Origin of the sequence: Streptomyces sp. NPDC052721 (genome assembly GCF_040678315.1) — a bacterium.
Taxonomy (GTDB): Bacteria; Actinomycetota; Actinomycetes; order Streptomycetales; family Streptomycetaceae; genus Streptomyces.
Genome location: NZ_JBFATL010000022.1, coordinates 60,562 through 80,985 on the forward strand (window position 1 = coordinate 60,562; position 20,424 = coordinate 80,985).

Here is a 20,424-nt window from a genome sequence, read left to right on the forward strand (position 1 = left end):
TCAGTTGATGGCAGAAGTAAGTCATTACTCGATCGGGTGTGCCGATCGATTAGTGAGTTGACTTCTTCTGCCAGGCACTCGGTTCAGTTTTCCGAGTGGAGGTGACACCGGACGAACCCAGGTGGTGAGACCGGGCCAGCCAGGACAATGGGACGAGGCGTAGTATCTGTGGCAGCGCCTGAGACACGCCCCCTCAGTAACCGCATGACACACATCGACAAAGAGCCTTGTCCAAGAGCCGAACCAAGGGAGGGTCCGCGGCATGCCTGAAGCCAAGTTGACCACCACTGAGCTGCTGACGCATTACAGTTCCCAGCTGACACAGGACCTCGAACGGAATGTGCAGGAACAGGACCAGGTCCGCAGCGAGATCGAGTCACTTCAGGCTCGCCTGCTGACCCTGCAGCACGACCACACCGTGCTCGCGACCATGCAGCAAGCCCTGGAGAGCGGCATTCCGCTCCAGCAGGTCCCGGTGTCCGCCTCCGTCCAGGGGTACGACCTGCCCACCGCCTCGGCGGCGGGCGGCACCCGGCGGAAGCAGAAGACGCCGACCCTGGTCGCCCTGATCCGGGCCTACCTGGCCGAGCAGTCGGAGCCGTGCTCGGCGGCGGAGATCGCCACCGCGCTGAGCGAGGCCCACCCGGACCGTGTCATCAAGACGACCGTGGTGCGTACGACCCTCGAAGGGCTGGTCGCCCGGAGCAGTGCGCAGCGCCTCAAGCAGGGGCATTCCGTGTTCTACACGAGCCTCGAACGGGACGGGGAGAAGAACCCGCAGGGAAGCGGGGCGGACGGAGGCGTCGCGGCCCGGTCCGCCGCCGACTGAGCCGTCCGCTCCACGGGCCGTGGGGACCACGCCTCCCGACCCCGGGCCGGACGTGGTCCCCGCCGCCGGGGCGGGGACACGGATTGTCATGTAACCGTCATATGTCGCCGTGGCGCCCCGGAGTTCGGGCCGCGCGGGGGCGGAAGGAGGAGGAAGAGGATGCGAACCAGACTGCTGCCGCTGCTGAGCGACTGGGAATGGCAGGAGCGAGCCGCCTGCCGCGGGATGAACAGCGCCGTCTTCTTCTCCCCTCCGGGGGAGAAGGGCCGCCTGCGCCGCCAGCGGGAGGAACGGGCCCGCCGGATCTGCGGCCGGTGCGAGGTCATCGAGGCGTGCGCCGCCATGGCCCTCGACTACGAGGAGCGGTACGGCGTGTGGGGCGGGATGTCCGCGGGTGAACGCCAGGACATCCTCGGCTCGGACCGCCAGGACGCCGACCAGGGCGCCCGCTGAGACAAGCCCCTGTGAGCAAGCCGGCTGAGACCCGTCCATGTGAGCAACTGGTAAGAACTGCCCGGGACTTCCTCAAGCGAAACTCACCCCGCGCCGCCGAACGCCCTGGAAGGGCTCCTGAAGGTGTACCCGTTGCGTACACCCACCCGGAATTCGTTCGAGGGCGCAACGACATCGCCTAGGGTCGTTCGCGGAAGCAGGCCCGTCGCCCCTGCGCGGCCGTGCGCCTTCGAGTGTCCCTCCAGCGCCGTGCGCTCCCGGCTTCCGGACCCCCCTCCGGCGACTCGTGGTGGATCAATGCTCAACAACGGATGGAAGGCCGTGCCCGGACGTGCGGAGACGCTCCCGGGCACGGCACCGGGCACGCCCCCGTACCTGGCACCGGGCACGGCACCGGCCCCGACCGGTCACGCCGCGCTGCGTGCCGCGGTCGAGGGCCCGGTCCTGCTGCCCGACGACATCGGCTACGGCGCCGAGTGCCGTACCTTCAACCTCTCCCGCGTGCTGACGCCCGCCGTCGTCGTCGGTGCCGCCTCCACCGACGACGTGGCCGCCGCCGTACGCCACGCGGGCCGTCTCGGCATGCCGGTCGCGGTGCGCAACCAGGGCCACCAGGTCGTACTGCCCACCGCGGAGGACGCCCTGCTCATCACCACCAACCGCCTCCAGGAGATATCCGTCGACCCCGGGCGGCGCACCGTCCGCGTGGGCGCCGGGGTCACCTGGGCCCAGGTGCTCGCCGAGACGGACAAGGTCCGGCTGGCGCCGGTCGTGGGCTCCGCTCCGAACGTCGGCGTCGTCGGCTACACCCTGGGCGGCGGACTGAGCCCCCTGCTCGGCCGCAGACTGGGCTACGCCGCCGACCATGTGCGCTGGATGGAGGTCGTCACCGCCGACGGAACCGTCCGCGAAGTGACCCCCGAGCGCGCCCCGGACCTCTTCTGGGCGCTGCTGGGCGGCAAGGGCAACTTCGGCGTCGTCACCCGTATGGAGTTCGACGTCTTCGACATCCCCCGCTTCTACGGCGGCGGCCTGTGGTTCCGCGGCGAGGAGATGCGCCCGGTGCTGGAGGCATGGCGGGCGCTGGTACCGGCCCTCGGCGAGGACACCACCACCTCCTTCTCCGTCCAGCGGCTCCCGGACGTCGCCGCGCTGCCGCGCCCGCTGCGCGGAGCCTTCGTCCTGCACGTCCGGCTGGGACACCTGGGGGACGGCGCGCAGGGCGCCCGGATCGCCGAGCCGCTGCGCGCCGCCGCCACCCCCCTCCTCGACACCCTCGCCGAGCGCCCCTTCGGCGAGATAGGCGAGATCCACCTGGACCCCGTGCACGCCATGCCGCTCGTGGAAACGGGCTTCGCGCTACGGGAGTTCTCCGCCGCCACCCTGGACCGGCTCATGGAACTCACCGGACCGGGCTCGGGCTGCCCGATGAAGAACGTCGAGGTGCGCGCGCTGGGCGGTGCGCTGGACCGGGAACCGGCCCGGCCCAACGCCGTGGCCTCCCGGGGGATCCCCTACACGACGTTCGCGGTGGGCAGCGGCTCTCCCGCACAGCTGCGGGCCATGACGGAGTTCACCCGCGCGTACGCCCGTGGCCTCGCCCCGTGGCGGGCCCCGCACCACGTGCTCAACTTCCTGTCGCCGGACGAGGCCCTGAGCGAGGCCGAGGTCCGCGACTTCTACGGCGCCGAGCGCTATGCCCGGCTCGCCACCCTCAAACGTGTCTACGACCCGGCCAACATGTTCCGCTTCAACCACAACATCAGGCCGGCGGCGTAGCCGACCCCCGCCCCGGTCCGGTGCCGGGCCGGGGTACACCCAGATGCAACACATCGGCCTCGCAGCGCGGGGCCGCGAAAGGAATCCAGTGGCCGAGCTGTTCTACGACGCCGACGCCGACCTGTCCATCATCCAGGGCCGCAAGGTCGCGGTCATCGGCTACGGCAGCCAGGGCCACGCCCACGCCCTGTCGCTGCGTGACTCCGGTGTGGACGTGCGTGTCGGTCTGCACGAGGGGTCGAAGTCCAAGGCCAGGGCCGAGGAGCAGGGCCTGCGTGTGGTGACTCCGGCCGAGGCCGCCGCCGAGGCCGACGTCATCATGATCCTGGTCCCGGACCCGATCCAGGCCCAGGTGTACGAGGAGTCCATCGCGCCGAACCTGAAGGACGGCGACGCGCTGTTCTTCGGTCACGGCTTCAACATCCGCTTCGGCTTCATCAAGCCCCCGGCGGGCGTGGACGTCTGCATGGTCGCCCCGAAGGGCCCGGGCCACTTGGTGCGCCGTCAGTACGAGGAGGGCCGCGGCGTGCCGTGCATCGTGGCCGTGGAGCAGGACGCCTCCGCAGGCGCCTTCGCGCTGGCCCTGTCGTACGCCAAGGGCATCGGCGGCACCCGTGCCGGCGTCATCAAGACCACCTTCACCGAGGAGACCGAGACCGACCTCTTCGGCGAGCAGGCCGTGCTGTGCGGTGGTACCGCCGCGCTGGTGAAGGCGGGCTTCGAGACGCTGACCGAGGCCGGTTACCAGCCGGAGATCGCGTACTTCGAGTGCCTGCACGAGCTGAAGCTGATCGTGGACCTCATGTACGAGGGCGGCCTGGAGAAGATGCGCTGGTCCATCTCCGAGACCGCCGAGTGGGGCGACTACGTCACCGGTCCGCGCATCATCACCGACGCCACCAAGGCCGAGATGAAGAAGGTCCTCGCGGAGATCCAGGACGGCTCCTTCGCCCGGAACTGGATGGACGAGTACCACGGCGGCCTGAAGAAGTACAACGAGTACAAGAAGCAGGACTCCGAGCACCTGCTGGAGACCACCGGCAAGCAGCTGCGCAAGCTGATGAGCTGGGTGCGGGACGGCGATGTCTGACCCTACCGCTGTCACGGCGCGCGGCGCGGACTTCGCCGCTCTCCTTCTCGGCAGTCATCTGCGGCTCGTGGGCACGCCGCTGTGCCCACAGCGGTGGCGGGACGCGGCGGAGGCAGCCGACTGGCTGTACGGCCAGGCGCCCTTCGGGCTGCTCGCGCACGACACCTCGGCGGATCCCCGCTTCGTCTACGCCAACCGCACCGCACAGCGCTGCTTCGGCTACACCGAGGCGGAGTTCACCGGTCTGCCGTCCCGGCTGTCCGCGGCGCCCGACGCCCAGGAGGACCGGGACGCGTTCGTCGCCACGGTGAACCGGCAGGGCTTCGCGGACGGCTACCGGGGCCGCAGGGTCCGCAAGGACGGCAGCCTCTTCTGGATCGAGGACGTCCGCATGTGGGACCTGGTGGACACGGGCGGGCGCAAGCACGGCCAGGCGGCGGTCTTCCGGTCCTGGTCCGACGCCGGCGGCCAGAGCTGACCACCCCGAGGCCAGGGATGCGACGGAGGACGAGATGACTGACGGATCCGGCACCGGGGTGCCGTCCGGGGAGGCCGTCGGCGAGGTCGGTGAGGCCGTCGGCGACGTCGGTGAGGCCGGCGGGCACACCGAGGCCGTCGAGGTGTTCTTCGACGACCTGGACGCCTTCGGGATGCTCTACCACGGGCGGTTCGCCGCCCTGCTGGAGCGGGCCATCACCCGGTACTTCGCCGGGCTGGGCATGTCGCTGGGCCACCCGGACCTGAATGTGGTGGTCCGGGAGCTGCTGGTGGTCTTCGAGCGGCCGGTCACCCGGATCGGACCGGTGGACGTGACGTTCCGGCTGGCCCGACTGGGCCGTACCAGCGCGCAGTTCGCCTTCCGCATCCACTCCGGTGGGCACACGCACGCGCACGGACGGCGGGTGATCGTCAAGATCGACCCGAGGACGGCGGCACCGGAGCCGTGGACGCAGAAGACGCGGGAGGTCCTGGAGCGCGAGCTGTCGAGCCCGCGCTGACCCGGATGTGCGCCGACCGGCCCGGACATCCGCCGACCCCGGCCCCGCCCGCGCCTTCGGGCGGGGCCGGCCTGTGCCCGCAGGAGGACGGGGCGTGTGCCGGACGGGGTCATGCCCGTACGGCGACGCGGGCGCGGGCCGGGCGCGGCGGGGCCAGGCGGTGTGTGGCGTAGATGAGGAAGGACAGGCTGAGGGCCGCCAGGATCACGTAGGCGGTGTCGCTGTTGAAGCTGTCCCACGCCGTGTGCAGGCCCACCGCGACGGCGTACACCAGGACGAACCTGGCGACCGCCGCCTTGCGGTTGCGTCGTGCCGCCGCCACCGACCACAGCGCGGCGGCCGTGAGCCCGGTCCACGCCATGTGGGCGGCGGGGCTCAGCAGGCCCCGCAGCACCAGCAGATCGTCCACGGCGTGCAGGTCGCCACCGGAGTCGATGAGTTCGACGAAGGCGTAGCCCATGGTCTCGAACACGGCGAAGCCGGCGCCGGAGGCGACTCCGACGAGCAGTCCGTCACCGGGGTGCCGGTCGCGGATGACCAGCAGCAGGAGGAGCGGGACGATGAGCTTCGCGGCCTCCTCGATCAGGCCCACGGCCGCCATCGGCAGGAAGTCCATCAGCAGCAGGGTCCGGTACTCCAGGAAACCGGCCGTGGTCACCCCGATCGCGCCGCCGGCCAGCGCGGTGGCCCCTACGACGCCGGTGCCGACCCCGAAGTCGAGCCGCCGGCCCGCCACGAAGGTGACGAAGGCCGCGGGGACCAGGGCCGCCCCGAAGAAGATCAGGGCGGGGACCAGGTTGGGGTTCTGGGTGGAGACCAGCGCCGAGTGGATGAGCCAGAACAGCAGCAGGCCGACCAGCAGGACGGCGAGCCAGCCCCAGCGACGGCCGAAGCTGAGCAGCCGGCTCCGCTCGGTGCGAGCCGGTTGTTGTGCGAGGGACACGGACACGGATTCCTCCCCTGACGGATGGCGATGCATCCGAGGGTGCCTGCGCGGAGGGCGGCGGACATCACACGTTCATGTCAAGCTGAGTGCCGTGAGTGCCGTGAGTGCCGTGAGTGCCGTGAGTGCCGTGAGTGCCGTGAGTGCCGGTGAGGGCCATACGTCCGTGCGACGGGCGCGTTTGTTCGAAGTTCGGTCGCTTCGGTCGCTGTGACCGCCGGCGTCATGAGCCACGGGGTGAAGGGGACCGGCGGATGCGGTGCACGGAGAGCCGCACCGCTGTCCGCACCCGCCGGTCGTTTTGCCGCTTGAGCGTACTGGCCTGTGCATAGACGCCCCCTACGACAGTGCCTGACCCAAGTGGAACAGGTGACACGCGCTCCGGTGCGAGACCGCAGCGCGCCACCGGCACCGAGCGTAGGCGCGGCCGGCCGGGTTGTGGAGGGACGCGATACGTACAGTCAGCCGCTTGCGGCGGGCGCCGGGCGCCGGTAGGCGTCCGTCAGTCCACCGGCTCCAGCAGCAGCACCGGGATCACGCGGTCGGTCTTGGAGCGGTAGTCGTCGTAGGAGGGCCAGGCGCGGACCGCCCGGTCCCACCACTCCTGCCGCTCGGCCTCCGTCGTCCGGCGCGCCCGGTAGGGCCGGTGCTCGGTCCCGTCCCAGACCTCCACCTCGGGGTGGGCGAGGAGGTTGTGGTACCAGGCGGGGTTCGTGGGCGCCCCGCCCTTGGAGGCGACCGCCGCGTACCGGCCCTCGTGTTCCACGCGGATCACCGGCGTCTTGCGGTACCGGCCCGTCCGCGCGCCCCGCGTGGTGAGGATGATCAGCTGGGCCTTGGTGCCGTCGTACTCCACGGCGATGCTCTCCGTCGTACCGGACTCGGTCGCCGCCTCGACCAGCCGCGCCTGGTCGTGGACCCAGACCTCGTCCGGCATCACGCTGAGGTCCATGTCCGCGGTGGGCTGGTCGGGATCGCGCTCTGTCATAGTTCACGGCCTCTCAAAGTGACTGACTCAGTGACTGAAGCAAAGTGACTGTCTTGCATGTGGTTCAATCTGTACCACTCCTTGACGTCAGGTCGATCATCCGGGCTGACGTACTCCACGAGATTCATATGTGTCACCCCCTGCCCGAGAAGGTAGTGCCATGCCCCACACATCGACCGACCGTGCCGACGTCCGCGACATGCTGGTCGTGCATGAGGCGTTCCGGCAGAACTACGCGCGGCTGCCCGGCCTGGTCAGGGCGGTGACCACGGACGACACAGAGCGGGTCGCCGTCATCGCCGACCACGTGCAGCTCATCGAGGACTTCCTCCACCTGCACCACAAGGGCGAGGACGAACTGCTGTGGCCCAAGCTGCTGGAGCGCGCGGGCGACCGGCTCGGTGAGACGGTGAACCTGCTGGAGAGCCAGCACGAGGAGATCGCGGCCCTGCTCACCGAGTCGGCCCAGCGGCTGGCGATCTGGCGCGGCCGGCCCACCGAGGAGCACGGCGAGCAGCTGGCCCGCTCCCTGGAACGCCTGGGCGCCCTGCTCACCGAGCACCTCGGCATCGAGGAGAAGGACGTCCTGCCGCTCGTCCCGGAGTATGTGACGGCCAAGGAGTGGCACGAGCTGGGGGACCACGCGATCAACGCGCTGCCCAAGAGCAAGCTGCCCGTCGTCTTCGGCATGCTCGCCTCCCTCGCCGACGCCGAGGTGGTCAAGCTGATGCTGTCGACGGCGCCGCTGGTGCCCCGGCTGCTGATGCCCGTCCTCGGCCCCAAGGCCTACGCCCGGCACGCCCGCAAGGTCTTCGAGTCGGCCGCCTGAGCGACACCGTGACCGTGGACGCCCGCGTTCCGCCGGACCTCGCCGAGGTCGCGTCGCGCCGTCCCCGCCGGCCGGACGCCGCCCGCAACTACGACGCGCTCGTCGCCGCGGCCCGCGAGGAGTTCCAGGAGAACGGCACCGACGCCCCGTTGAAGGCGGTCGCGCGCCGCGCCGGGGTGGGCATCGCCACCCTCTACCGGAACTTCCCGACCCGCACGAGCCTGGTGGAGGCGGTCTTCGCCGACGACGTCGCCGACACGGTCGACGCGCTGTGCCGTACGGCGAGCACGGCACAGCCGGCGGGCACCGATCCCGAGCAGGCCTGGCGGACGCTGGTGGGCTGGCTGGACGGGTTCACCCGGACCGTCGCCGAGGACGCCGCGCTGCGCGAGGTGTTCAGCCCCGAGGCGCTGTGTCTGTCGCCCTGCCGCAAGGTGCTGTCCGAGGCGGTCGCCGAGCTGCTGGCTCAGGCCGGGACGGCGCTGCCCGCCCGCTGCGGTGCGCAGGCCGAGGGGTTCCTCCGCGCCGTGGTGTCCCTCGCGGTGTCACCGTTCCTCACCGGCGGACAGCGCGCGCACGCCTTGTCCCTCCTCCTGGAGGGACTGCGACACCGCGGGGAGCCGGGCCGTGGCGCCGGACTCCCGCTGACGGAAGAACGGGACGAAGGAACGGAGCACACATGAAGGACGGCGGGCCCGCCTCCCGTTTCTCCGCCGGCGTCGCGCTGACGGCGCTGCTGGTGGCGGCGGCACGGGCGATCGAGACCCGGCACCCGGACGGGATCGTCGCCGATCCGTACGCCGAGGCCTTCGTCAAGGCCGCCGAGACACCGGTCCCGCTGCCCGTCTCCATCGAGGAGGTCGAGGGGGGCGACGCCGACCCGGTGTGGGGGCGCGGCGGTCAGTACTTCGCCCTGCGCACCCGGGTGTTCGACGACTTCCTGCTGGACGCCGCGCACCGGCGGGGCATCCGGCAGGTGGTGCTGCTCGGCGCCGGTCTGGACACCCGGGCCCTGCGGCTCGACTGGCCGGCCGGCACCGTGCTGTACGAGGTCGACCGGGCCGAGCTGTTCGCCTTCAAACAGGACGTCCTCGACGCCATCGGTGCCCGGCCGGCCGTGGAACACCACCGGGTGGTCGCCGACCTGGAGAGCACCTGGGCCCAGCGGCTGCGGGCCGCCGGGTTCGATCCGCTGCGGCCCGCCGCGTGGGTCATCGAAGGGGTCATCCCCTACCTGTCCGCTCCCGTGGAGCGGAGCCTGATCGCCACGGTCTCGGCCTTGTCGGCGCCGGGCAGCGCGATCGCCTACGAGATCCTGGAGGGCCAGGAGACCGAGGAGATCCGCGACAGCTCCCTGTACGCGGACACGGAGCAGAAGATGGGCGTCCACCTCAGCGGGCTCTTCAGCGAGGACGCTCGCCCCGACTCCGCGCGCGCCCTCTGCGGGGAGGGCTGGGAGGTGTCCGGGGAGTCCGTCCACCGGTTCACCGAACGGTACGGCCGTGGTCCGCAGCCCGGTGTCGACGACCCGATCTCGCACGCTCGCTGGGTGCGGGGACGCCGGGTGCACGGTCCGGACGAAGGCTGATCCCGCACAATCGTACGGCGGCCGGGCCCTTGTGGTCACACGCCCGGCCGCCGTACCTCCCCGTCATCGCCCGGGGGCGGACGCGGGAGCCTGCGCCAGGAACAGGGTGCCGCGGAAGCTGCCGCGCAGGGTGCGGACGGCGACGACCGCCCACGCGGCCAGGAGCAGGACGTACAGGGCTCCGGCCGCCACGTCGAAGGCGTCCGAGTGCAGCCGGTCCGCCAGGGCGCACGTGCCGGTGACGCAGGTGCCCACCGGGAAGGTGAAGCTCCACCAGGTCAGGGCGAAGGGCAGACGGTTCCGTGCGGTGCGCACGGTGAGCCGGGCGGCGAGCACCAGCCACATCATGGCGAAGCCCCAGGTGGGCACGCCGTAGACCATTCCGAAGACGGCGGCACCGGTCGCGTACGGCCGCGGCAGGGCGAGGTGCGCCACCGCGCCGAGCGCGTTCGCCGCCGTCACCGACTGGCCCAGCGGGCCGAGGACGATCCACAGCGTGGGCACCATGGCCGCCGGCCCGAGCTTGTGGCGCACCAGCCGGCCCCACAGCTGGGTGATGATGACGAGGCTCGTGAACAGGCTGATGCCGAACATGGCGTAGCAGGCCAGCAGCAGGGTCAGCCGCTCCTGACCCGGTGCGAGGTGCGGGACCAGGGCCGCGCCGGTGGCGGCGGACACCATCGGCGGCACCACCGGCATCAGCCGGCCCCCGAAGGCGGAGTCCTCCCCGACCTCGTGCTCGGTCATGGCCAGGTAGGGGATCCACACGCAGGTGACCAGGCCGAGCAGGGTGCCGGCGGCCCACAGCACGGAGTCGACGCGTACGGCCGCCTGGGCGCCGATCCAGTCCCGGCCCAGAGTGAGGGTGCCCGCGCCGACCGTCATCAGGGCCATCGCCGGGGCGCCCCAGAAGTGGGCCATGACCGGGTGGTGGGCGTGGCCCCGGGCGACGTCCCGGTGCCGGATCCAGTGCACGGCCCAGGCGCCGGTCAGAGCCACGAGCAGCGCGGAGGCGAGGGCCCAGACGGCCGTGGCGAACACGCGCAGTCCGCTCACGTGGAACGGCAGGACGGCGGCGGCGTTGGCGACGATGCCGGTGCCCATCACCGAGGCGTACCAGTTCGGGCCCAGGTTGCGGAACACGTCGGCGGGCCGGTCGAGGTCCCGCAGGAACCGCCGGGTGGCGCGGCGCCGGTGCGCGGTGTGGGTGACCGGTGCGAGAGAGGTAGTCATGCGTCCAAGGTCATTCCGGACGGGGGTGACCGGTAGACGGCTTCCCTGTATCAGGTCATAAGGCCCGCCTATGACCGAGGTGTTCTGGGCATGTGACAGCGAGCGAGACACATTCCCGGGCGCTTATCGCTTACATGTGTGATGTTCGGTCGCCGGGGGCGCGACAGCATGAGGGCTCGGACAGCAGTGAGGAGTCCTCGGATGTCTGGCTTCCCCCACCGCAGGGACGACATGGCGGGCCACCCGGACGCCTTCGAGATGCGCGAACGCTACGCCCGTGTCCTCGGGGTGCACGACGTGGCCCTGGTGAACGGGCCGGTCTTCCTGGTCGGCCTGTTCTTCGCCGCGTCCCCCTGGATCCTGCACTTCGCCGCGGCGAACGGTGATCTCGCGGTGCACGACCTGATCCTGGGCGCCGCCGTCTGCTTCCAGGCCCTGGGGTTCACGGTGGCCCCCGAGCGCATGACCGGGATGAGTGGCGCGCTGAGCGTGACCGGCGTCTGGATGGTCCTGTCGCCGTCGGTGGTGGGCCGGCATCCGGGCCGCGGGGCCGCGCTCGACGGGGTGATCCTCGGCGGGCTCGCCCTGGCGCTCGGCCTCGTGTCCGGGGTCATGGTGCGCCGCGCCAACCGCGTTCTGTGACCCGCCGCCGACCCGGTCCCTCACCCGCCCGGCCCTCCCGTGCCCGCGCCCCGCCCACGCCCGACCCCTTCCTGCCGCTCCTCAAGGAGAACAGACCGATGACCGATCCCGTTCCGCCGCGTCATGACCCCCGTCAGTCCTGGCGGACCGAAGGAATGCCGGGCGGATCGTCGCCGTCGCCGAACGGGTGGCGTTCCCGGGGCGGTTGCCTGGTGCAGCTGCTGGTCCTGCTCGTCGTCTACGCCGCGTTCGGCTTCCTTTACAGCGATGTGCGCGGGGACGGTACGACCTCGGTCGACTACACCGCCTTCACCGCGCAGCTGGACGCGGGCAACGTCAAGAGCGTCTACTCCCGGGGCTCCGAGATCCAGGGCACGCTGAAGAAGCCCGGTGAGGTGCCCGGCGGCGGCAAGGGCGACACGTACACGCACTTCAAGACGTACAAGCCCGCGTTCGCCGACGACGGGCAGCTGTGGGCCGAGATCACCCGGCAGAAGGTCGCGGTCGCCGCCGAGCCGCTGGCGCAGGGGCCGGGCCTCGGCGAGACCCTGCTGGTGTCGTTGCTGCCGACGGTGCTGCTGATCGCCGTATGGGTGTTCGTCGCCCGGCGGACCGGCGGGGGACTGGGCGGCCTCGGCGGGGCCGGCGGGGTGCTCGGCCGCAAGCCGCCCAAGCCGGTCGGTCTGGAGCCGGGCGAGCGGCGCACGACCTTCGCCGACGTGGCCGGCATCGACGAGGTCGAGGGCGAACTCAACGACGTCGTCGCCTTCCTGAAGAACCCCGGTGTCTACCGGCGGCTGGGCGCGAAGATGCCGCGCGGCGTGCTGCTGGCGGGCCCGCCCGGCACCGGGAAGACGCTGCTGGCGCGGGCCGTCGCGGGGGAGGCGGGTGTGCCGTTCTTCTCGGCCTCGGCCTCGGAGTTCATCGAGATGATCGTCGGCGTCGGGGCCTCCCGGGTGCGGGAGCTGTTCGCGGAGGCCCGCAAGGTCGCGCCGTCGATCGTCTTCATCGACGAGATCGACACCATCGGCCGGTCACGGGGCGGGTCGAGCGTGGGCGGGCACGACGAGCGGGAGCAGACGCTCAACCAGATCCTGACCGAGATGGACGGCTTCTCCGGCTCGGAGGGCGTCATCGTGATCGCGGCCACCAACCGGGTGGACGTCCTGGACGCGGCGCTGACCCGGCCGGGACGGTTCGACCGGGTGGTCCAGGTGTCCCCGCCGGACCGGGCCGGCCGGGAGGCGATCCTGCGCATCCACACCCGCGCGATCCCGCTCGCCGCCGACGTCGACCTCGCGCAGGTGGCCCGTACGACCCCGGGCATGACGGGTGCGGAGCTGGCGAACCTCGCCAACGAGGCGGCGCTGCTCGCGGTGAAGTACGGCCAGGACCGGGTGACGCGGAAGAACCTCTCCGAGGCGTTGGAGAAGGTCCAACTGGGCGCCGAACGGCCGCTGGTGATGCCGCGGGAGGAACGGCGGCGGACGGCGTACCACGAGAGCGGGCACGCGCTGCTGGGCATGCTCCAGCCGGGCGCCGACCCGGTCCGCAAGGTCACGATCGTGCCGCGTGGCCGGGCGCTCGGGGTGACGCTGTCGACGCCGGACGCGGACAAGTACGCGTACACCGAGGAGTACCTGCGCGGCCGGATCATCGGCGCGCTGGGCGGGATGGCGGCCGAGCAGGTGGTGTTCGGGGTCGTCACGACCGGTGCGGAGAACGACCTGGAGCAGGTCACCGGCATCGCGCGCGGGATGGTGTCGCGCTGGGGCATGAGCGAGAAGGTCGGCCGGCTCTCGGCCCTGCCGGGCGACACCCAGCAGCCGTACGGCCTCGCCGCCGCCCCGCGGACCCTGGACGTGATCGACGCCGAGATGCGGCGGATCGTCGAGGAGTGCTACGAGGAGGCCTGCCGCACCCTGCGCGAGCACCGGGACCGCCTGGACGCCCTGGCCGTGGCCCTCCTGGAACACGAGACCCTGGAGGAACCGGACGCGTACCGCATCGCGGGCCTTCCGCCCAGGGACGCGGGGGGCGGCCGATGAGCGCGGGGGCCGCCGCTGGGCCGGTTGCTCACCGGGGGTCGGCCGGCGTCGGGCCTCACCGGGGGCCGCTGGGAGTGGGCTTCGGACGAGGGCGCTGTTCGTCACCGGGGTGTGCCGGCGTCCGGCCGGTGGCTCGCGCTGGGGGAGTGGTCCATGGCGGTGGCCGGGGCCGGTGGGGTGGGTGGGGCCGGCTCCGGGGGGGCGGGCTATGACCGCGCGGCGGGCTGAGTGGCGGTTTCCCGGGGTGGGCTGCGGGGCGGCGGCAGGTGCCGGGGCCGGGCCGGCGCCGGGGACGTGCGGCCGGGTGGAGGGCCCGCGCCGGGGAGGGGCCTCGGCGCGGGTGCCGGCCGTCGGGGGGCTAGCCGGCGTCGGTCGGTGTCGTGGGGGAGACGAGGCGGGTCAGCCACTCCGCGAGCAGCTGCTGCTCGCCCGGGGTGAAGGGGCGGTCCCCCTCGGCCTCGTCCAGCAGGGCCTTGAGCGCCACCGCGTGCCGGGCACGGGCGGCGCGCGGTTCCTCGACGGGCGCCGCCTGCTCAGCGTCCGTGACCAGGGCCGCCAGTACGGCGTCCCGCGTGCTCTCCGACAGCCGCTCGTGCTCGGCGAGCCGCCCGGCCGCCGCGGCGCCGATCAGCGTGACCGTCACGCCGATGCCGGTGGCCTGGATCATCGCCGCCGCGGCCTCGACGCCCATGCGCAGCCGGCCCGTCTCGGCGACCCGGGTGACCAGCTGGAGGAGCATGCCGTACGCCTCGTCCATCGCCGCGGCGCCCTCCCCGGGCCGGGGGTCGGTGTAGAGGAGCCGGTACAGGGCCGGGTTGGCGAGTCCGAAGGCCACGTGCAGGTCCCAGCCGCGCCGCAGCTGCTCCACGGGGTCGCCGGAGGCGAGGTTGGCCTTCTTGTCGGCGAGATAGGCGGCGAGGCCCCGCCGGGCGACCTCGTCGAGCAGGCCCTGCATGTCGCCGAACTGCCGGTAGATGGTCTGTGCCTGTACTCCTGCGGCGGCGCTGACGGAACGGGTGGAGACCGCCTCCCGTCCGCCCTCGGCCAGCAGGTCCGCTGCTGCCCGCAGGATCCGCTCGCGCGGCTGCGGGGTCGTCTCGGTGTCGGTTGCTGTCATGGAATCAATGTTAACGGTTGACTGTGATCGATGCTGTTGTTAGCGTCGATGTATCGAATCGGTGAGCGGCGATCCGGACTGGTCGTGGGCCGGTCCACTCCGCGTCACCGTCCAAGGAGGAAGAACATGTCCACCACGTCCTCGTCCTCGTCCCCCTCTTCGTCCTCGTCCTCGCACACGGTCCTGGTCACCGGCGCGGGCACCGGAATGGGAGCGCTCTCGTCCGTCTCGCTGGCCCAGGCCGGCCACCGCGTCTTCGCCTCGATGCGCGACCCGCTGGGCCGCAACGCCGAGAAGGCCCAGGCCCTGCTGGCCCAGGCCGAGGACGCCCCGGGCGAGCTGTCGGTCGTCGAACTCGACGTGCTCTTTGAGGAGTCGGCCGCCGCGGCCGTCGAAGAGGTCGTGCAGCAGGCCGGCGGCATCGACGTCGTCGTGCACAACGCGGCCCACCTGCTGGTCGGCGTGACGGAGGCGTTCAGCCCGGAGGAAGTGCTGCGCGCCTTCGACGTCAACGCCGTGGGCGCCCTGCGCGTCAACCGCGCCGTCCTGCCGGTGATGCGCCGCCAGGAGTCGGGCCTGCTGCTGTGGATCGGCTCCGGCACCACCCGCGCCATCCCGCCCTTCCTCGCGCCGTACACCGCGGCCAAGGCCGCCTTCGACGCCTTCGCGGAGTCGACCGCCTGGGAGGTCACCGCCTACGGCGTCGAGACCACGATCCTCATGCCCGGCGTCTTCACCCACGGCACCGCGCACTTCGCCAACGCGGCCTTCCCCGCCGACACCGAGCGCACGGCCGCGTACGACAGGATCGCCCCCTTCCTCGCCTCGATGGGCGAGGACACCGAGCGGATGATGGTGAACGGTGTGAGCGCCGACCCGCAGATCGTCGCCGACGAGGTCGTCCGGATCGTCGGCCTGCCCGTGGGACAGCGCCCGCGCCGGACCGTCGCCGACGGCTCCGACTACGGCGCCGAGATCATCAACGGTGCCGCCGAGGAACTGCGGCTGCGCCTGGCCCGCCGGATGGGCGTCACCGGCCTGCTCGGCCGCCTGTGATCCCGAGCAGCCCGCCGCACCCACCTTCGTAACCCCTTTGTAGCCCCCTTCGTGACCCCTTTCGTACGAGGAGAAACACATGTCTGTGAACCGGCGCAAGCTCGGCCGCTCGGGCCCCGAGGTCTCCGCCATCGGCCTGGGTGCCATGGGAATGTCCGACCTGTACGGCCCGGCCGACGACGCGGAGAGCATCGCCACGCTGCACGCGGCGATCGACGCGGGCGTCAACCTGATCGACACCGGCGACTTCTACGGCTCGGGCGCCAACGAGATGCTCATCGCCCGCGCCCTGCGCGAGCGGCGCCGCGAGGACGTCGTGCTGAGCGTCAAGTTCGGCTCCCGCCGCACCCCCGACGGTGCCTTCCAGCCGGTGCCCTACGACGTGTCGCCGGAAGCCGTGAAGGACCGGCTGGCGTACTCGCTGCGCCGCCTGGAGACCGACTACATCGACATCTACCGCCCGGCCCGGCTCAACCCCCACATCCCGGTGGAGGAGACCGTCGGCGCGCTGGAGGAGATGCGCCAGGCGGGCTACATCCGGCACATCGGCCTGTCGGAGCTGGGCGCCGACACGATCCGCCGCGCCGCCGCGGTCGCCCCCATCAGCGACCTCCAGATCGAGTACTCGCTGCTCTCCCGCGGCCCCGAGCAGTCGATCATCCCGACGCTGCGGGAACTGGGCATCGGCCTGACGGCGTACGGCGTCCTCTCGCGCGGTCTGCTCAGTGGCCACTGGTCGCCCGCGCGCGAGCTGAGCGGCAGCGACTTCCGCGCCCACTCGCCGCGCTTCCAGGGCGAGAACCTGGAGGCCAACCTGCGTCTGGTCGAGGCCCTGGGCCGGGTGGCCGAGCGGCTCGGCGCCACCACCGGTCAGGTGGCCATCGCCTGGGTGGCGGCCCAGGGCGAGGACATCGTGCCGCTGGTGGGCGCCCGGCGCCGGGAGCGGCTGACGGAGTCACTGGGTGCCGCCTCCCTGACGCTCGACGCGGCGACGCTGAAGGAGATCGAGGAGGCCGTGCCGGCCGGTGCGGCGGCGGGCGAACGGTACGCCGCCCCCCTGCTGGCCACGCTCGACAGTGAGCGCTGAACCCGCGCGGGCGGCGGTTGCTCCGCCGCCCGCGCGCCACGGGCCCGGTTCACCCCGGGCCCGTGGCAGGCACCCGCGAGACACCTCATGTCAGTCGGTACCCACTCCCGGCACAGTCATGACACGCATATGGCTAGGCTGAGCGCATTCATGTCCCGGCGTCCCAGGGGAGCGTCATGCGTGATCAGGAAGCGGCGGACCGGCGCGCGGACGCCGACCTCGTCCGGCCCGCCCAGCGGGGGGACGCCACCGCCCTGGCCCTGCTCCTGGAGCGGCACGCCCCGCAGATGCGCGCGGTGGCCCTCGCCCTGCTCGGGCCGGGCCCCGACGCGGACGACGTGACGCAGGAAGCCGCGCTGACCGCGCTGCGCCGGATCGGGGACGTCCGCGACCCCGAGGCCGTGGGGCCCTGGCTGCGCATGATCGTGCGCAACGCCTGCCGCTCGCTGCTGCGCGGTCAGGCGCGCACGGAGCCCGTCGGCGACCCGGCGCCGCCGGCGGCGGCCGACGCCGATCCCGAGCGGTGGCTGGAGCGCAGCGCGCTGCGCGACTGGGTGTGGGAGGCCATCGACCAGCTCTCGCCGACGCTGCGCATGCCCCTGGTGCTCCGGCACTTCAGCCAGGGAGTGACGTCGTACGAGGACATCGCCCGCGCCTGCGGGACACCGGTGGGCACGGTCCGCAGCCGGCTCAGCCAGGCACGGGCCAAGCTCGGCGCCCTGCTCACGGACCTCACCGCCGCCGCGCACAGCGACGCCGCCGCCCGTACGGCCGCGAGCCGCCAGGAGGCCCGGGACACCCTGGAGGCCGCCGCACTGGGCCGGTTCGGCTCGTTCACGGCGCGGCGCTGGTCCCCGGACGTCGACCTGTATCTGGGCGGCCGGCGCGTCGGCGACCGGGAGGCGCTGGTCCGGGGCATGGAGTGCGACCTGGCCGACGGGGTCCGACAGCGGCCCGACCACATCGTCGCCGGGCGCTCCCTGGCCGTGTGGGAGATGGAGCTGATCAGCCCGCCGGACGACCCGGAGCACTGCCCACCGGCCGTCGCCTGGCTGCTGACGCTGGACGAGGGCGGGCGGGTGCGCCGTGTGCGCCTGCACCACTCCAGGCCGCTGCGGCCGGACCAGACGAGGCTGCCCGAGGCCGCCGACCTCCTGGTGTGACGACGATCACGCCGTACGCGTCGAACTTCCCCCGTGCGACCGCGTCCTGTCGGCGTCGACCCCGACGAGCGACCACGGAACGGAGTTCCCATGACCACCCAGCCGACCGCACCCCTCGCCCCGGGCGCGCACACCATCGAGGTGGACGGCACCGTCCAGGCGTACCACGTGCACGGCACCGGCCCGGTGTGCGTCGCGCACCCGGGAGGCCCCGGCATTCCCTGGGAGTACCTGCGCATGCCGGCAGCCGAGCGGCACCTGACGATGGTGTACGCCGAGCCCATAGGCACCGGGGCCTCCGGCAGGCTGCCCCGGCACCCCGACGGCTATGTCCGGGCCCGCTACAGCCGCTTCCTGGAGGCGCTGATCGACCACCTCGGCGTGGGCCCGGTCCACCTGCTGGGCCACTCGCACGGCGGCTTCGTCGTCCAGTACCACGCCCTGCACCACCCCGGGCAGGTCGCCGGGGTGATCCTGTACGACAGCGCGCCGGTGACCGGGCGGGAGCACGGCGCCGAGGCCATGCGCCAGGTGCAGGCGTTCGCGGCCCGGCACGCGGACCGGCCGGAACTGCCCGCGGTGCTCGCCGCCCTCCAGTCGGTGCCGGCGGCCCGTGACGACGCCGGCATCACGGCGGCGCTCCGCGGGCTGCTCCCCGCCTACTTCGCCGACTACTGGAACCGTGAGGCCGAGTTCGACGCGTTCCGGCGGAGCACCGGCGGGGTCTACATCTCCGGCCTGGACGACAACGGCGAGCCGGACGTCATCGACGACCGCGAGACCCTGCCGCGGCTCACCCTGCACGCGCAGGTCCTGGTCGGCCGCCACGACGTCATCTGCTCCGTGCGCTGGGCCGAGGAACTGCACAAGCTGATCGCCGGGTCCGAACTGGTCGTCTTCGAACACAGCGGCCACTTCGCCCACCTGGAGGAGCCCCAGCGCTTCACGGAGGCCGTCACACGGTTCGTGACCGGGTGATCCTGCCGATCCAGCCGTCCGACGGAAAACGAAGCAGTCAGTCAGCTCGGAGAGGAGTCGACTCGTGGAGCAGGACCCCGTCGCCGCGACGATCGCCGGAATGATCCCCGCGGCCCGGACGGAGCTGGCCCAGCTGGTGGCGTTCCGGTCCGTGGCGGACCTGGACGTCAGTCCGCGCGGTGAGTCGGAGAAGGCCGCCGAGTGGATCGCCGCCGCCCTGCGCGCCGAGGAGTTCGAGGACGTCACCGTCCTCGACCTGCCCGACGGCTGGCAGTCCGTGTACGGCTTCCTGCCCGGCCCGCCCGACGCGCCGACCGTCCTGCTCTACGCGCACTTCGACGTCCAGCCCGCGCTGGACGAGACAGCCTGGACCAGCCCGCCCTTCGAACTGACCGAACGGGGATGCAGACCGTGACCAGCAGCAGCGTCACCCAGTCGACGGCACCGTCCCGCTCGTACATCGCCGTCAGGGCGGCGATGTAGGCGAAGGGCAGCGCGAACACCGAGTGCTCGATCATCACCAGCCGCAGAAAGGCCCGGGTGCGCCCCGGCTGCGGGACCGCCGCGGATACTGAACTCACAGGACGACTCCTTCAAGGGTGCGCCGTTCGTGCACGGGCGCGTAGCCGAGAGCGTGAAGATCGTACCCGGCGGGTGAGTGAGTTGATGCCTGTCAGGTGTTTCCCATGTGTTCAATCGCATGGGGGAGCTGGGCACTCGGTTGACGTCAGCGTCGGGGCTTCAGGTGCCGGTCCGCTCCCCTCTGCTCTGCCGGGGCGCGGACCGGTGTGCGGGCACCGGGTCAGGCGGTGCGGACCGCGATCAGGGGCGGATGATGTTCTCCGCCTGCGGGCCCTTCTGGCCCTGGGTGACGTCGAACGTCACCCGCTCGCCCTCGACGAGCTCCCGGTACCCCGTCCCCGAGATCGCCGAGTAGTGCGCGAAGACGTCGGGTCCGCCGTCCTGCTCGATGAACCCGTAGCCCTTGTCCGCGTTGAACCACTTCACCGTGCCGCTGGCCATGCTGTGTCGTCCTTCGGTCGTGCTGGGGGTGTCCCAGGTGTTCTGAGATGCCGGAGCGTCATGTGTGACGAGATGGCGCCCCGGTGCACCACCCTGCCGTGTACGGAAATTTCCGGCAACCGATGGAGGGGTGATCCTGTGTCAGGGAGCACGGACCGGAGGGCTCACTCCTCGAAGGCCTCCCAGGCCTCCTCGAACCGGTCCACCTTCGCTTCGAGGAGCGCGACGAGTTCGACGGCCTGGCGCGCGACGACGGTACCGAGCGGGGACAGACTGTAGGTGACCTTGGGCGGGATGGTGGCTTCCACCCGCCGGTTCACCAGTCCGTCCCGGCGCAGCGTGTACAGGGTCTGGGACAGCATCTTCTCGCTGATGCCCTCGATGCGGCGCCGTAGCACGTTGAACCGGCACTCCCCCTGGTGCAGGGCCGACAGGACGAGGATCCCCCAGCGGCCCGTCACATCCAGCAGCACCTGACGGGATGGACAGTCCTTCGAGAAGACACTGACTGCGGACTCGCCCTTAGCGGTGTTCATGGTGAGACATTATCCGCCCGACTCGGACTCAGAAAGTCAGTGAA

The 20,424-nt window shown here is 71.9% G+C and carries 21 protein-coding genes and 2 pseudogenes; 16 read left to right on the forward strand and 7 right to left on the reverse strand.

The genetic code is table 11. The features are described 5' to 3' along the window. The first annotated feature begins 262 nt into the window (after nucleotides 1–262). From AB0L21_RS21650 to AB0L21_RS21675, 6 genes are all read left to right on the forward strand, one after another. Nucleotides 263–829, forward strand: a complete 567-nt coding sequence (locus AB0L21_RS21650; protein ID WP_365705370.1) for a hypothetical protein — start codon at nucleotides 263–265, stop codon at nucleotides 827–829. Between the two features lie 159 nt (nucleotides 830–988). Then, complete coding sequence (locus tag AB0L21_RS21655) at nucleotides 989–1,282, forward strand: WhiB family transcriptional regulator (RefSeq protein ID WP_365785738.1); 294 nt, start codon at nucleotides 989–991, stop codon at nucleotides 1,280–1,282. A gap of 297 nt (nucleotides 1,283–1,579) precedes the next feature. Continuing rightward, the gene (locus AB0L21_RS21660) at nucleotides 1,580–3,061 is read left to right on the forward strand and encodes an FAD-binding oxidoreductase (protein ID WP_365785740.1); all 1,482 of its coding nucleotides are present in this window, start codon (nucleotides 1,580–1,582) and stop codon (nucleotides 3,059–3,061) included. Between the two features lie 88 nt (nucleotides 3,062–3,149). Then, on the forward strand, nucleotides 3,150–4,151 hold the full coding sequence (gene ilvC / locus AB0L21_RS21665; RefSeq protein ID WP_365785742.1) for a ketol-acid reductoisomerase: 1,002 nt from the start codon (nucleotides 3,150–3,152) through the stop codon (nucleotides 4,149–4,151). Beyond that, entirely contained in the window at nucleotides 4,144–4,629 is a 486-nt protein-coding gene (locus AB0L21_RS21670; RefSeq protein ID WP_365708252.1) for an MEKHLA domain-containing protein, read from the forward strand. Before ilvC ends, AB0L21_RS21670 begins: the two co-directional genes overlap by 8 nt. A gap of 34 nt (nucleotides 4,630–4,663) precedes the next feature. After that, nucleotides 4,664–5,149: a thioesterase family protein gene (locus AB0L21_RS21675; protein ID WP_365785744.1), complete on the forward strand. Its 486-nt coding sequence runs from the start codon at nucleotides 4,664–4,666 to the stop codon at nucleotides 5,147–5,149. Between the two features lie 109 nt (nucleotides 5,150–5,258). On the opposite strand, the gene AB0L21_RS21680 is transcribed toward AB0L21_RS21675, so the two are convergent. Together AB0L21_RS21680 and AB0L21_RS21685 are read right to left on the reverse strand one after the other, a co-directional pair. Then, entirely contained in the window at nucleotides 5,259–6,098 is an 840-nt protein-coding gene (locus tag AB0L21_RS21680; RefSeq protein WP_365785746.1) for a PrsW family glutamic-type intramembrane protease, read from the reverse strand. Between the two features lie 496 nt (nucleotides 6,099–6,594). Next, the gene (locus AB0L21_RS21685; protein ID WP_365785748.1) at nucleotides 6,595–7,080 is read right to left on the reverse strand and encodes a nitroreductase family deazaflavin-dependent oxidoreductase; all 486 of its coding nucleotides are present in this window, start codon (nucleotides 7,078–7,080) and stop codon (nucleotides 6,595–6,597) included. Nucleotides 7,081–7,240: 160 nt separating this feature from the next. Between AB0L21_RS21685 and AB0L21_RS21690 the strand changes: the two genes are divergently transcribed. The 3 genes from AB0L21_RS21690 to AB0L21_RS21700 are packed head-to-tail and all read left to right on the forward strand — an operon-like array spanning nucleotide 7,241 to nucleotide 9,497. Further along, a complete protein-coding gene (locus AB0L21_RS21690) occupies nucleotides 7,241–7,909 on the forward strand; it encodes a hemerythrin domain-containing protein (RefSeq protein WP_365785750.1) in 669 nt (222 codons plus the stop codon). Nucleotides 7,910–7,917: 8 nt separating this feature from the next. Further along, nucleotides 7,918–8,592 (forward strand): helix-turn-helix domain-containing protein, encoded by a 675-nt coding sequence (locus AB0L21_RS21695; RefSeq protein WP_365785752.1) that lies wholly within the window; start codon nucleotides 7,918–7,920, stop codon nucleotides 8,590–8,592. Beyond that, entirely contained in the window at nucleotides 8,589–9,497 is a 909-nt protein-coding gene (locus tag AB0L21_RS21700; protein ID WP_365708264.1) for an SAM-dependent methyltransferase, read from the forward strand. Before AB0L21_RS21695 ends, AB0L21_RS21700 begins: the two co-directional genes overlap by 4 nt. Before the next feature lie 63 nt (nucleotides 9,498–9,560). Here the strand turns inward: AB0L21_RS21700 and AB0L21_RS21705 are convergent, their stop codons facing one another. Beyond that, nucleotides 9,561–10,730: a TDT family transporter gene (locus AB0L21_RS21705; protein WP_365785754.1), complete on the reverse strand. Its 1,170-nt coding sequence runs from the start codon at nucleotides 10,728–10,730 to the stop codon at nucleotides 9,561–9,563. 201 nt (nucleotides 10,731–10,931) lie between these two features. On the opposite strand from AB0L21_RS21705, the gene AB0L21_RS21710 reads away from it, so the two are divergent. Together AB0L21_RS21710 and ftsH are read left to right on the forward strand one after the other, a co-directional pair. Continuing rightward, nucleotides 10,932–11,372, forward strand: coding sequence for an SPW repeat protein (locus tag AB0L21_RS21710; RefSeq protein ID WP_365785757.1), 441 nt, complete (start codon nucleotides 10,932–10,934; stop codon nucleotides 11,370–11,372). Nucleotides 11,373–11,470: 98 nt separating this feature from the next. Continuing rightward, nucleotides 11,471–13,420, forward strand: a complete 1,950-nt coding sequence (ftsH, locus tag AB0L21_RS21715) for an ATP-dependent zinc metalloprotease FtsH (protein ID WP_365785759.1) — start codon at nucleotides 11,471–11,473, stop codon at nucleotides 13,418–13,420. A 358-nt stretch (nucleotides 13,421–13,778) separates the two neighbouring features. On the opposite strand, the gene AB0L21_RS21720 is transcribed toward ftsH, so the two are convergent. Beyond that, complete coding sequence (locus AB0L21_RS21720) at nucleotides 13,779–14,537, reverse strand: TetR/AcrR family transcriptional regulator (RefSeq protein ID WP_365785761.1); 759 nt, start codon at nucleotides 14,535–14,537, stop codon at nucleotides 13,779–13,781. Between the two features lie 126 nt (nucleotides 14,538–14,663). Between AB0L21_RS21720 and AB0L21_RS21725 the strand changes: the two genes are divergently transcribed. From AB0L21_RS21725 to AB0L21_RS21745, 5 genes and pseudogenes are all read left to right on the forward strand, one after another. After that, nucleotides 14,664–15,593 (forward strand): SDR family NAD(P)-dependent oxidoreductase, encoded by a 930-nt coding sequence (locus AB0L21_RS21725; protein ID WP_365785763.1) that lies wholly within the window; start codon nucleotides 14,664–14,666, stop codon nucleotides 15,591–15,593. Nucleotides 15,594–15,672: 79 nt separating this feature from the next. Further along, entirely contained in the window at nucleotides 15,673–16,680 is a 1,008-nt protein-coding gene (locus AB0L21_RS21730; RefSeq protein WP_365708276.1) for an aldo/keto reductase, read from the forward strand. Between the two features lie 176 nt (nucleotides 16,681–16,856). Then, nucleotides 16,857–17,843, forward strand: a complete 987-nt coding sequence (locus AB0L21_RS21735; protein ID WP_365785765.1) for an RNA polymerase sigma factor — start codon at nucleotides 16,857–16,859, stop codon at nucleotides 17,841–17,843. Nucleotides 17,844–17,933: 90 nt separating this feature from the next. Beyond that, nucleotides 17,934–18,821 (forward strand): alpha/beta hydrolase, encoded by an 888-nt coding sequence (locus AB0L21_RS21740; protein WP_365785767.1) that lies wholly within the window; start codon nucleotides 17,934–17,936, stop codon nucleotides 18,819–18,821. A gap of 64 nt (nucleotides 18,822–18,885) precedes the next feature. Beyond that, nucleotides 18,886–19,221 (forward strand): annotated as a pseudogene (locus AB0L21_RS21745) (dipeptidase); the annotation flags it as partial. Nucleotides 19,222–19,225: 4 nt separating this feature from the next. On the opposite strand, the pseudogene ubiA reads toward AB0L21_RS21745, so the two are convergent. From ubiA to AB0L21_RS21760, 3 genes and pseudogenes are all read right to left on the reverse strand, one after another. After that, nucleotides 19,226–19,402: pseudogene (gene ubiA / locus AB0L21_RS21750) on the reverse strand (4-hydroxybenzoate octaprenyltransferase); the annotation flags it as partial. A 241-nt stretch (nucleotides 19,403–19,643) separates the two neighbouring features. Beyond that, nucleotides 19,644–19,844, reverse strand: a complete 201-nt coding sequence (locus tag AB0L21_RS21755) for a cold-shock protein (protein ID WP_356119661.1) — start codon at nucleotides 19,842–19,844, stop codon at nucleotides 19,644–19,646. 164 nt (nucleotides 19,845–20,008) lie between these two features. After that, nucleotides 20,009–20,380, reverse strand: a complete 372-nt coding sequence (locus AB0L21_RS21760; RefSeq protein WP_365785769.1) for a helix-turn-helix domain-containing protein — start codon at nucleotides 20,378–20,380, stop codon at nucleotides 20,009–20,011. Between the last annotated feature and the right edge of the window lie 44 nt (nucleotides 20,381–20,424).